This is a genomic window from Parasutterella secunda (assembly GCF_016901835.1).
Lineage (GTDB): Bacteria > Pseudomonadota > Gammaproteobacteria > Burkholderiales > Burkholderiaceae_F > Aphodousia > Aphodousia faecavium.
Map to the genome: position 1 here is coordinate 194415 of NZ_JACJKX010000001.1, position 11918 is coordinate 206332.

Annotated in this window: 10 protein-coding genes; 6 read left to right on the top strand and 4 right to left on the bottom strand. The window is 50.1% G+C overall.

Translation table 11 applies throughout. The features are described 5' to 3' along the window. Positions 1 to 41: 41 nt before the first annotated feature. The gene (locus H5985_RS00965; RefSeq protein ID WP_205049440.1) at positions 42 to 551 is read left to right on the top strand and encodes a hypothetical protein; all 510 of its coding nucleotides are present in this window, start codon (positions 42 to 44) and stop codon (positions 549 to 551) included. Between the two features lie 73 nt (positions 552 to 624). Here H5985_RS00965 and aspS read toward each other — a convergent pair whose 3' ends face one another. The 3 genes from aspS to H5985_RS00980 all read right to left on the bottom strand — a co-directional run bounded on the left by aspS (position 625) and on the right by H5985_RS00980 (position 5479). After that, entirely contained in the window at positions 625 to 2424 is a 1800-nt protein-coding gene (aspS, locus tag H5985_RS00970) for an aspartate--tRNA ligase (RefSeq protein ID WP_205049441.1), read from the bottom strand. A gap of 150 nt (positions 2425 to 2574) precedes the next feature. Beyond that, on the bottom strand, positions 2575 to 4626 hold the full coding sequence (gene fusA / locus H5985_RS00975) for an elongation factor G (protein WP_205049442.1): 2052 nt from the start codon (positions 4624 to 4626) through the stop codon (positions 2575 to 2577). Positions 4627 to 4795: 169 nt separating this feature from the next. Then, a complete protein-coding gene (locus H5985_RS00980; RefSeq protein WP_205049443.1) occupies positions 4796 to 5479 on the bottom strand; it encodes a winged helix-turn-helix transcriptional regulator in 684 nt (227 codons plus the stop codon). Positions 5480 to 5660: 181 nt separating this feature from the next. Here H5985_RS00980 and H5985_RS00985 point away from each other — a divergent pair, with 181 nt between their 5' ends. From H5985_RS00985 to H5985_RS01005, 5 genes are read left to right on the top strand one after another with little or no spacing between them, the layout of a single operon-like run. After that, positions 5661 to 7076: an efflux transporter outer membrane subunit gene (locus H5985_RS00985; RefSeq protein WP_205049444.1), complete on the top strand. Its 1416-nt coding sequence runs from the start codon at positions 5661 to 5663 to the stop codon at positions 7074 to 7076. Then, complete coding sequence (locus H5985_RS00990) at positions 7073 to 8341, top strand: efflux RND transporter periplasmic adaptor subunit (RefSeq protein ID WP_205049446.1); 1269 nt, start codon at positions 7073 to 7075, stop codon at positions 8339 to 8341. The genes H5985_RS00985 and H5985_RS00990 overlap by 4 nt, the downstream gene beginning before the upstream one ends. Positions 8342 to 8351: 10 nt before the next feature. Then, complete coding sequence (locus H5985_RS00995) at positions 8352 to 9047, top strand: ABC transporter ATP-binding protein (protein ID WP_205049447.1); 696 nt, start codon at positions 8352 to 8354, stop codon at positions 9045 to 9047. Position 9048: 1 nt separating this feature from the next. Beyond that, complete coding sequence (locus H5985_RS01000; protein ID WP_205049448.1) at positions 9049 to 10254, top strand: ABC transporter permease; 1206 nt, start codon at positions 9049 to 9051, stop codon at positions 10252 to 10254. After that, on the top strand, positions 10251 to 11180 hold the full coding sequence (locus H5985_RS01005; RefSeq protein ID WP_205049449.1) for an ABC transporter substrate-binding protein: 930 nt from the start codon (positions 10251 to 10253) through the stop codon (positions 11178 to 11180). The genes H5985_RS01000 and H5985_RS01005 overlap by 4 nt, the downstream gene beginning before the upstream one ends. 49 nt (positions 11181 to 11229) lie before the next feature. Here the strand turns inward: H5985_RS01005 and H5985_RS01010 are convergent, their stop codons facing one another. Next, positions 11230 to 11901 carry an orotate phosphoribosyltransferase gene (locus tag H5985_RS01010; protein WP_205049450.1) on the bottom strand — a complete coding sequence of 224 codons (672 nt, stop codon included), beginning with the start codon at positions 11899 to 11901 and terminating at the stop codon, positions 11230 to 11232. Positions 11902 to 11918: the final 17 nt, after the last annotated feature.

Consider the following 11918-nt stretch of genomic DNA (forward strand, 5'->3'; position numbering starts at 1 on the left):
GAGAATAGAATCTGAAAGTAGGTCAGCGGGAGGATTTTTGAATGAAGATACTAAAAGCTCTCAAAGTGGGTACTTTTTTAACGGTTGCTCTCATTTTGGGTGGATGTGCTCACCCGGATCTGATTGATCTTGGAGAGCCCGAGGCGACGGTTGTGAGCGAGTTGGGGACACCGGACTCGAAGATGGTTCAGCCCGACGGTAGTTTTATTTTGGTTTATTCCATGCAGCCCTTCGGTCAGGAGGTCTACTGGATGCGATTTGATAAAGACGGCCGTTATGTCGGAAAAGAACGGGCGATGAATGAGGAGCATTTCAAGTTGGTTGTACCCGGCAAACACACGAAGGCCGATGTTTATCAGATGTTCGGGCGTTGCGCTCAGGAGTATGAATTCCGACTTCAGGATCAAACCGCATTTATGTATCGGTTCGAAGATGTCGGTAGCATGGACATGGCTTTTTGGGTGCAGTTTGATCTCAACGGAGTTGTAACGGAAACGGCTGTCACACAAGATCCGTGGGATCACGATGGAGATTGGTTAATCGGTATTTAGAACAAATTGAACTTGTAGAAAAAACAACGGGAGCATCGAAATGCTCCCGTTGACGTCAGAAGAGATTCAAAATCTATTCTTTAGCCGGTTGCGGATTGCGCAGACGGATGTGCAGTTCACGCAATTGCTTTTCTTCGACCGGAGCCGGAGCGTTGGTCAACAAGCATTGAGCACGCTGAGTCTTCGGGAAGGCGATCACGTCACGGATGGACGGAGCACCGGCCATGATCGTGACGATACGATCGAGACCGAAGGCGATACCACCATGGGGAGGCGCACCGTATTGCAAATTATCGAGCAGGAAGCCGAACTTGGCACGGGCTTCTTCCGGACCGATATTCAAAGCGGCGAACACCTTGCTTTGGATGTCTGCGCGGTGAATACGGATGGAGCCGCCACCGATTTCCCAACCGTTTAAGACCATGTCGTAGGCTTGAGCCAAGCACTTGCCCGGATCCGTGCTCAGCATGTCAATGTGATCGGGGTGGGGCATCGTGAACGGATGGTGGCAGGCAACCCAGCGATGTTCTTCATCGTCGTATTCAAACATCGGGAAGTCAACCACCCACAAAGCCTTCCAACCTTCTTCGTACAGACCGTTGGCCTTACCGAAGTCGCTGTGGCCGATCTTCAAGCGCAAAGCACCCAGAGAATCGTAAACAATCTTGGCGCGATCGGCACCGAAGAAGATTACGTCACCGTTTTGAGCGCCGGTCACTTCAAGGATGTGGGCGAGCAACTCATCGGAGAGGTTCTTCACGATCGGGCTCTGCAAGCCTTCACGACCTTTTTCTTTTTCATTGACCTTGATGTAGGCCAGCCCCTTGGCACCGTAAATCTTGACAAATTCGGTGTAGGAGTCGATTTCAGAGCGGGGCATGCTCGCAGCGTGCGGCACATTCATGGCGACCACTTTGCCGTCAGGCAATTCAGTAGCCGAACGGAAAACCTTGAATTCCGAAGTCTTGGCCTGTTCGGTGATTTCGCGCAGTTCGATACCCTTAATACGAAGATCGGGCTTGTCGGAACCGAAGCGCGTCATGGCTTCGTGCCAGCTCATCACCGGATAGGGATCAGGCAAATCAACGTTGATGGTTTCCTTGAAGACATCGCGGATCATGTTTTCCATGATGTCGCGGATTTCCTGTTGAGTGAGGAAAGAGGTTTCGATATCAACCTGGGTAAATTCGGGTTGACGGTCGGCGCGGAGATCTTCGTCACGGAAGCATTTAACGATTTGGTAGTAGCGGTCAAAACCGGCAACCATCAGCAATTGTTTAAACAATTGAGGAGACTGCGGCAAGGCATAAAAATGACCGTCATGCACACGGCTCGGAACCAGGTAGTCGCGGGCACCTTCAGGGGTGCTGCGCGTGAGCATTGGGGTTTCAATATCGATAAAGCCTTGCTTATCCAAGTGATTGCGAATAGCCAATGCAACCTTGTAGCGCAATTTCAGATTGCGTTGCATTTGCAGGCGGCGCAAGTCCAAAACGCGGTACGTCAAACGAGTCGTTTCCGAAAGGTTTTCGTCATCGAGGTGGAACGGAGGCGTTTCAGACTTATTGAGGATGGTCAATTCCCGGCAGAGCACTTCAACGCCGCCAGAGATCAGGTCGGGGTTGCGGGTGCCTTCGGGACGGGCGCGGACAAGGCCCACCACCTTCAAGCAGTATTCATTGCGGACGGCGTCAGCCGTCTTGAAGACTTCAGGATTGTCAGGGTCACAGACGATTTGCAGCAAACCTTCGCGGTCGCGCAAGTCGATGAAGATGACTCCGCCGTGGTCACGGCGACGGTGGGCCCAACCGTAAAGGGTCACCGTCTGACCGATGAATTTTTCATTGATAAGACCGGTATATTCGGTACGCATAAATGCTCCCAATCTATGAAGGGAATGATTTCCCAAGAATTTAACCGAACAATTCTAATATGAATGGCACTTCTTTTGTGACTTTAACGCAAAACAGTCGGTCGAATAGACAATCAAATCGACCGACTGTCGTCTCAGAGGAAGGCGAAATTAATCTTCTTCATCCTTGCGTTGATACTTACTTGCCAAATCAGCCTGAACAGAAGCCGGTACCGGTTCGTAAGCCAAAAGTTCAACGGAGTAGCTGCCGGCACCTTGAGTCAAGGCGTTCAAGCGGTTGGCGTAACCGTCCAAACCGGTAAGCGGAACGCGGCCGGTGATGAGCATCATGCCACCGGTCAGGTTTTCGGTACCGGTTACTTGACCGCGGCGGCTGGCGAGGTCGCCGGTGATGTCGCCCATGAACGAATCAGGAGCTTCGATTTCGATTCGGACGATCGGTTCAAGTAATGTCGGCTGAGCCTTAGCCAGTGCATCCAACATAGCTTTACGACCTGCAGCAACGAAGGCCACTTCCTTACTGTCAACCGGGTGATATTTACCGTCATAGACCGTTACACGGATATCGTGGATCGGGTAGCCGGCGATAAAGCCTGAGTCAAGTACTTCACGAACACCCTTTTCAACAGCCGGAATAAGGTTGTAAGGAATGGCTCCGCCCTTGACCTGATCGACAAACTTAAAGCCTGCACCGCGCGGCAGCGGTTCAACGCGAAGGAAAACTTCACCGAATTGACCGGCGCCACCCGTTTGCTTCTTGTGGCGGGCATGACCTTCAGCGGGCGCAGCAATGGTTTCTCGATACGGTACACGAGGCGTACGGGTTTGGATTTCAAGCTTGAACTGAGAAGCCATGCGCTTTAAGACCATGCGCAGATGCTGTTCGCTTAATCCTCTTAAAACCGTTTCATTCATGACAACGTCGTGTTCAACGGCAAGCGTCGGATCTTCGCTGACCATCTTATCGAGCACTTCGGACATGCGGCTTTCGTCACCACGCTTAGCGGGGCTCACCGCCAGACCGAACATCGGTTTCGGGAAGTTGAGCTTCTTCATGTAGATGCCGCCTTCGATGGCGCTGTCGTGGAGGATGCTGCCGTAGGTAATATCTTCCACTTTAGCCACAGCACCGATGTAGCCGGGGTTCATTTCATCGACTTCCAAGCCTTCTTTGCCCTGAAGCATGATGGGACGAGTGATCTTGAAGGGTTTCTTGCCGTCATCGACATACAAGGTTGAGTCCTTCGTAATGCGACCCTGATGCAGACGGAACAAACCGATCTTGCCGATATACGGGTCATTGACTACTTTGAAGACGTGAGCAAGTACCGGGCGGTTGGCATCGGGGAACGTCATGTATTCCGAGCCATCGGCTTTATAAAAGAGCGGCGCGTTGGCTTCGGTCGGGTTTGGTAAGTGGCGGACAAACACTTTAATGAGGTCGCGCATACCGATTAAATTCTTAGCCGAGGTGTAGCAGACCGGGATGATGTGGCCTAAACGCAGGGCTTTGGTGAGCGGTGCGTGCAAAATCTTCGGGTCAACTGCGCCTTCTTCCAGGTAGCGTTCCATGGTTTCGTCGTCCATTTCCACGACGCGTTCGATGAATGCTTGGTGCACGCGTTCAACGGAGGCAAAATTGGCTTCACCCTTATCGTTATCAAAGCAGTCAATCACGTGGGTGCAGTCTTTATTTGGCAGATTAAGCGGGAGCACTTCATTGCCAAAAGCCTCGCGCAATTCAATCAAAAGTTGCGCCAGGTCGACCCCGGGTTGATCAAATTTATTGACGACGATCATGCGGCAAAGATTACGTTCTTTGGCCCATTGCATCATGCGGCGTGTCATCAGTTCAATGCCCTTGGTGGCATCGATGACTACGCACACGGTTTTAACGGCGTCTAAAGCGCCTAAAGCCTGTCCCACACAATCGGGATACCCCGGAGTATCTAGTAAGAACACACGCACGGGTGTTCCGTCATCTTTTTGAGCATTCAGGTGAGCCACTGTGGTGCGCAACGAGTGCCCGACCTCTTTTTCCATGGGGTCAAAGTCACCTACCGTATTGCCCTTTTCAACTGTTCCGATTTCTTTGATGACACCGTTGCGGTAAAGAAGAGCTTCCATCAAAGTGGTTTTGCCGGTGGAGCCGTGGCCCACCAATGCTACAGTACGGATATTCTCAACTGGGTATTGACTCATAATGATCCCCCTTAATGACTAAATAGAACGAAAGTCAACAGCTCTATTTTGCGCCTTTTGTTTGCGTGAAGTTGAAAGAAAAAGGGAGAATTTGATAAAAATCGCGAAATTGTCCCAATTTACGGGAAAATACGCTTACTTTTTTCGAAATTCAGGGATTTCCCCTAAATCAGATCTGGCACAACTGATAGCCCACACCACGGACACTTTCGATGCAAAGATCCTCGCAGCACAGGTGTTGAAGTTTGTGTCGAATACTGGAGACATGCACATCAATAGCTCTGTCGTAAAGTCCTCGAGGTCTTCCAAGGACTTTGGGATAGATTTCGTCTTTGTTGACGGGCATATTCAGGTTATCCGCAAGCAGATCAAGGAGTGTGAATTCGGTTAACGTCAACGATAACGGTTGACCGTGAACCGTGGCCGTCCGATTTTGTTTGTCGATACAAAGTGAGCCGATCTTTCGAGGAGTCAGCGCACGAAACCTCGCTGTTTGCCGGGATTGATCAGTGAGTTTGATCGCCTCGAGAATACTGACCAGAGCAGCGGGCAGCGGCAGCAGCTGTTCTTTTGGCAGTTGCAGCGTTTCAAGAAGCTCCCTGGGTACTTGCTCATGAACAAGGGCAATGATGTCCGCGTCAGGTTTTATCGCTGACAGATATTCAATAAAACGAATGTCCTTTTCATCTTCAATATCCGTAATGGCAATGTCAAAATTGCCATCCTGACTGAAAGACAAAGCATCCTTTTGGCTGTAGGCAGCATGAACCTCGTAGTTGCAGAAAACTAAAAAGTCGGCAACCAGCGCTTCGAATACTTCATCGTGTAAGGATAAAAGAAGACTAATGGGCATTAATTTTTAAAACACTTTTGTTAGTGAGACCGTAATAATAATGATATTGAAGTATTTCGCTTGGCCCAAGTGATATTTGCCATTAAGAACATTGACTTAACTTTAATATAGTTACCTGAATCTCAAAATTGTTACATATCTTTATGGCAAAATTTAAATTAAGGTAAAAAGGGAGAGCGCAGTGAAAAAGTTGTTGGCATTGATTATGACGGTTTCGGGTGTCCTTGTTTTAACGGGATGCGCTGTTGAGCCGGTTGTGCTTTCGCAAAAGCAAAGCGAATTGATTGCCTCAACCTGGAGCTACGGAGAAGGCACTGAAGAGGCGAAGGCTTTAAGACAACCGCCCGATAAGTGGTGGGCAGCCTGGCATGATGAGTCATTGACTTATTTAGTTAAAGCGACTTTGGAAAATAATACTGACATCGCTCAGGCTCAGGCTAATTTGAGGGCAGCTCAGGCCTCGCTGTTGTCTACAACATCGGCTTTGTTTCCCAGTGCATCGTTAGGGGCTGATGCTTCGAGAAACCGTCGCAATCATTCTTCGACGGACAGTTTCAGTGCAGACGCCTCGGCGGCTTGGTCATTCAGTTTCGGTGGTCGGGATGTCTCGGCACGACGCGCTGCGCAAGCGAGCGCTCACGCTTCTGAGTTAAGCCTTGAGGACACTAAAAGTGCGATGACAAGTGAAGTGGCGTTGACATATGTGAATTTGCGCCTTGCGCAGATTCGTCTAAATATCGCCAAACAAAGTGTACGGTCCTACGAAGAGGCAAAAAACTTAACGCAGTGGCGTTATCAGGCCGGATTGGTTTCTGCCACGGACTATGAGCAGGCAAATGCCCAGTTTGAAAATGCTAAAGCCAATATTGCCACCAATATGCACAATATTTTGCAGTACGAAACCGCCTTATCTCGTCTGACGGTTTTGCCTCTGCAGAAAATCCAAGATTTGCCCGCAGGCGACATTCCGACTCCGCCTGCAGATTTGGCTGTCTCCATTCCTGCCGATGTGATTTCCCTTCGCCCTGATGTATTGGCAGCCCAGGAAACCGTTCGAGCTGCGATGGAAAACGTTCGGGTGGCTCAGGCTGACTTTTTGCCGACATTGTCGCTTTCGGGTTCAATCGGGACAGCGGCGGCTACGGTCGGAGCGCTTGGAGCCAGCGGCACCGGTATCGGAGCTTTAGTCGGGGCTTTATCCATGCCGTTTTTAAATTGGGGCGATGTGGTTGCAGGCACTGAAACGCAGAAAGCAACGCTCGATCGTGCCCAGGCTCAATACACCGAAACTTTGGTCGGGGCTTTGGAAGAAACGGAAAATGCGCTTTCCGGTATTCGTTCGAGTGCGGCTAAGAAAATGTCATTAAGAACGGCAACGGACAGTTCTCAATTAGCTGCCCAATTGGCTCTGCAGCAATATTCAAGCGGCTTGGAGGACTATCAGACAGTTTTGACAACGCAGCGCTCTTGGCTGACGGCTCAGGACAATGAAGTGAGCAATCAGGCCGATTGGGCGATTGCACATATTGATTTGTACCGCGCTTTAGGGGGCGGTTGGGTACCAGAAGAAAACCGAAATAAGGAAAATAAGCAATGAGCAACGATAAAGAAAAAATCACATCCTTATTAGGCGATGGTGAAGGACAGAAGATGTCCAAAAAGAAAAAGATGATTTTGGGCGGCGTCTGTATCGCGGTGATTGCGGCCTTTTCCTGGTGGATGGGCTCGAAAGAAACAGGGCCCCGCTATTTAACCGAAGCGGTCACCGAAGGCGTCTTGCAGGTAGAGGTAACCGCCAATGGGACTTTGGAAGCCGAGCAGGAAGTCACCATCGGCTCAGAGCTGTCCGGGATTGTGGAAAAGGTTTTGGTGGATGTGAACGACTCCATCAAGCAGGGGCAGGTTTTAATTGAACTGGATACGGCGAAATTAAAGGCATCGGTAGAGAAAGCAAAGGCAGCGTTAGCCAGTGCTCAGGCTGCTCAAAAGGAAGCGGAGGCGACCTTAAAAGAGGCCGATGCAAAATACAAGCGCTTAATCAATGTCAGAAAACTGTCCGGCGGTAAGACTCCGGCGCAGACTGAATTGGATGAACAAGCGGCGGTTGTGGCGCGCTCTCAGGCTTCCGTTGAGACTGCGGGCGCTCAGATCCAAACGGCTCAGGCTGAATTGGAAACCGCTCAGACCGATCTTACAAAAGCGTACATATCTTCGCCCATTGACGGGGTAGTGTTGGCCCGATCGGTAGAGCCAGGCTATGCTGTGGCGGCTTCGTTGCAGGCTGTCGAACTTTTAACTTTGGCAAGCGACTTGCGTACGCTTGAATTGGAAATCGATGTTGATGAGGCTGATGTCAGCGTGGTCCAACCCGGGCAAAAGGCCACTTTTACCGTGAGCGCCTATCCGAATAAAAATTTCCCGGCAACGCTTACGAAAGTCGCCTATGGACCGACCGCGTCTGATACCAATGTGGTGACCTATACCGCTTATCTAAAGGTCAGCAATAACGATTTATTGCTTCGACCGGGCATGACGGCTACGGCCCGGATTGTGACCGAACAGCGCGAGAACGCGCTGCTTGTTCCCAATACGGCTTTACGTTTTGCTCCGACCATTTCAAAATCTTCCGGCAGTGCTGTCGACAGCCTCATGATGGGACCGCCTCGCTCCTCCAATAAGGTCTCCAAAGAAGTCGGCGGGGTGACTACGCAAAGAAAAAATACGGTTTGGGTTTTGAGAAACGGCAACGCTCAGCAAATTGATATCGTGACCGGGGCGTCGGACGGCACCCGTACCGAGGTGGTTTCGGGTGATTTAAAGAGCGGTGATTTGGTGATTACGAGCCAACTTCGTACTCAATAAGGGGATCGATATGACTGAAAAAATTCCGTTAGTTCAGTTAATTGACATCCACAAACGCTACGGGCAAGGCGAGGCGGCTTTTTTTGCCTTACAAGGTATTGATTTTGTGATCGAAGAGGGAGATTTTGTTGCCGTGATGGGGCCTTCCGGATCCGGAAAATCCACCTGCATGAATATTGTCGGCGCGCTCGATACGCCGACTTCGGGTCAATACCTCTTTAAAGGGGTTCCGGTCGAAAAGATGACCCATGACGAAAGAGCCCTTTTGCGCCGAAAGTATCTGGGATTTATTTTTCAAGGATTTAATTTATTGGCTCGTACGACCGCATTGGAAAATGTGGAGTTGCCTTTGCTTTATCGAGGTGTGCCACGAGAAGAACGACACAAATTGGCCAGACAGGCCCTGGACCGTGTGGGTCTTTTGCGTTGGGAACACCATACGCCCGCCGAGTTATCCGGCGGCCAGCAGCAACGTGTGGCCATTGCTCGAGCCATTGTCAGTAAGCCTTTGTTGCTTTTGGCCGATGAACCGACAGGCAGTTTGGATACCAAGCGCAGCATTGAAATCATGCGTCTTTTAAAGGATCTCAATGAACAGGACGGTATTACGGTGTCTTTGGTGACTCATGAGCCGGAGATGGCGACATTCGCCAAACGTATCGTACATTTCCGCGACGGTCGTATTGAGAGTGATCAAGGGGGTTGAAATGTGGGCAAACGCATTTATTTTGGCCCTGCGTCAGATCTGGCGCAATCCGATGAGGTCACTGCTGACGGTTTTGGGAATTGTGATCGGTGTGGCAGCTGTCATTACGATGGTGACCGTCGGCAACGGTGCAACGCAGGCAGTCAGAGAGCAGATTGAAAGCCTGGGGAGCAACCAGCTGATGATTCGACCGGGGCAGCGAATGGGGCCAGGCGGTGCAGCCGGTGCACCGAGTTTTAAATTGGAAGATATCGATGCTATAGCCAATCAGATCGCCGGTGTTAAGGCGGTCGCTCCGCAAAGGCAGCAATCCATGACGGTAGTTGCTCAGGGGCGCAATTGGAGCACTCAGGTAATCGGAAGCTCTAATCAATACTTTATTTTGGATAACCGCCAAGTCAGTAAAGGACGCTATTTTGAGCCTCAGGAAGAGCAATCAGGCGCGGCGGTCTGTGTGATCGGTACCACGATTGAAAAAGAAATATTCGGTTCTACCAATCCGATCGGACAGATGCTTCGTACGGGGAAATTCTCATGCCGCGTGGTCGGTGTTTTGGAAAGTAAAGGGCAGGCGGCAATCGGTGGCGACCAAGATGATTTAGTGGTGATGCCGATTCAAACTTTTCAGCGTCGGGTCTCGGGCAATACTCGAGTCTCCGCCATCTTAATTTCCGTTGATTCGCAAATCGATCGTGCGATGGTGACTGAAAGTATTCGGCTTTTGATGCGAGAGCGCCGCTCTTTATCCGATAGCGATGATGACAACTTCATGATTCTCGATACCGAAGAGATTGCCAAGAGAGTATCGAGTACCACGGAAATCATGACCATGCTTCTCGGAGCCGTCGCTGCGGTAAGTCTGGTGGTGGGCGGAATCGGCATTATGAACATTATGCTCGTGAGCGTGACCGAAAGAACCCGTGAAATCGGTGTTCGTCTGGCAATAGGAGCTCTGGAGCGCGAAGTCCTGATGCAATTTTTGATTGAAGCGGTGGTATTGGGGGCCATGGGCGGCGTTTTGGGAGTGGTGATTGCCTTTATCGGTTCGGTGGTTTTAGCTGCCACGATGGGAGTGCCCTTCATTTTTGACCCGAGTATTAATATGATTGCGTTTTTGTTTGCAGCGTTGACGGGCATTATTTTCGGATTTTTCCCGGCCCGACGAGCGGCACATTTGGATCCCATTGAAGCGGTGAGACACGAATGATTATCAAAAAAATACTGTCGGTTTTATGTTTGGGCATTTTGGCTTGCTCGGCTTTTGCTCAAGAATGGCCCAAAGAGCTCAACATCACCTATGTAAAGGCACCTTTTAACATACAGAACATGGTGATGAAAAAGCACGCCTTACTAGAAAAGGAATTCCAAAAAGAGGGGATCAAAATTAATTGGATTCCTATCAAAGCGGGACTTAATCAAGTACGGGGAATGGCAGCCGGAGAAATTGACATGGTGGCTGCTATGAATACCAGTACATTATTGATTGCCAATGCTTCTGGCAACAGGATTGTTATCGTCGACGGTGTGGCGCATCCGGATGAAACTTTTGCGATTATGGCTAAGCCCGAAATCAAAACGGTAGCCGATTTAAAGGGACATCAAGTCGTCGGTCCGAAAGGGACGGTTTTGCATCATTTATTGACTGCATCGCTTGCGCAAGCCGGAATGAATGAACGGGATGTTAAATGGGTTTCGATGAACCTGCCGGCGAGTCTGACGACGTTAATCGGTGGACGAGCCGATGCGGCATTACTGGCAGCCGGAGGCATTTTGGCTGCGCAAAAAGCCGGCTTCCATGAACTTACCCGTGCCAAAGGTGTGATTGAAACGAATCTGGTATTGGCCGCAAGGGCTGATTTTGCTCAGAAATATCCCGCTGTGGTCAAACGAGTGGCAAAAGTTAATCGTGAGGCTTTGCAGTGGGCCATCTCGAATAAGCAGGAAGCGCTTGCTTTAGGGGCAGCCGAACACAATATTTCGATGGATGATGCTCAAAAACTTTTTGAGTGGTCAAATTTTTATAGCGACCTAAATGAGCGAGATCGGCACGCTTTGGAAGTTGCTCAAGACTTTTTGCTGCAGCAAAAGATGATGAGCAGACCGATCGATATTGATACGCTTTTTATGCGTTAACTAAAAGAGGGGCCCGTTTTGAGTCCCTCTTTCAAGCCTTGATACTACTTTAGTTTTCGCGGGTTGTTGCGATCAGTCCGCGGCGAGCGGCCCACGTCCACGGGGTCTTTAACCATTCCATGATCGTGGTCTTTTGCTCTTCATTGATCAACTTCATTTCCAAAGCTTTTTCAACGATACGCTTGAATTCAATCATGCGGTAGGCCTTCACACCGGCTTCGGCAAACAGTTCACCGGTTTCGGTCATGTCAAAGTTGGTGATGCTCACGCAGTCAGTGACAATTGCGCCTTCCTCACGCAAAGTTTTGATGGCGTCCAAGCAGGATAAGCCTGTAGAAATGTGGTCTTCAATAATGAGAACCTTTTTGCCCTTGACGCTGCCGCCTTCAATACGGTCTAAGTCACCGTAGGTCTTGGCACGTTGACGCACGTAAATCGTCGGTACATTCAGACGGTAGGCGAGCGCTGCACTGTGCGTGAGGCCGCCGGCTTCCACGCCGGCAATGACGTCATATTCCAACCCCCATTTATCAATGAGCGAAGCCATCGTTTCAATGATGTCGTGCCAGGCATCCGGGTGCGTGATCAACTTACGGTTATCCACGTAAATCGGTGTGACGAGACCGGACTTCAAGCGCAACGGTTCATCGGTCAGGAAAGCAACCGCGTTCAAGGAGAGCAGGTTTTCAATCAAAATGTTTTCAGCAAGTTTAGACGGCATTTGTTTGTTCTCCTCTC

Bases quoted from the DNA above. Each gene is read 5' to 3' on its own strand.
- H5985_RS00980 (WP_205049443.1), bottom strand. From the start codon at position 5,479: ATGCCCATTAGTCTTCTTTTATCCTTACACGATGAAGTATTCGAAGCG.
- H5985_RS00965 (WP_205049440.1), top strand. From the start codon at position 42: ATGAAGATACTAAAAGCTCTCAAAGTGGGTACTTTTTTAACGGTTGCT.
- aspS (WP_205049441.1), bottom strand. From the start codon at position 2,424: ATGCGTACCGAATATACCGGTCTTATCAATGAAAAATTCATCGGTCAG.
- H5985_RS00990 (WP_205049446.1), top strand. From the start codon at position 7,073: ATGAGCAACGATAAAGAAAAAATCACATCCTTATTAGGCGATGGTGAA.
- H5985_RS01000 (WP_205049448.1), top strand. From the start codon at position 9,049: ATGTGGGCAAACGCATTTATTTTGGCCCTGCGTCAGATCTGGCGCAAT.
- fusA (WP_205049442.1), bottom strand. From the start codon at position 4,626: ATGAGTCAATACCCAGTTGAGAATATCCGTACTGTAGCATTGGTGGGC.
- H5985_RS01010 (WP_205049450.1), bottom strand. From the start codon at position 11,901: ATGCCGTCTAAACTTGCTGAAAACATTTTGATTGAAAACCTGCTCTCC.
- H5985_RS00995 (WP_205049447.1), top strand. From the start codon at position 8,352: ATGACTGAAAAAATTCCGTTAGTTCAGTTAATTGACATCCACAAACGC.
- H5985_RS01005 (WP_205049449.1), top strand. From the start codon at position 10,251: ATGATTATCAAAAAAATACTGTCGGTTTTATGTTTGGGCATTTTGGCT.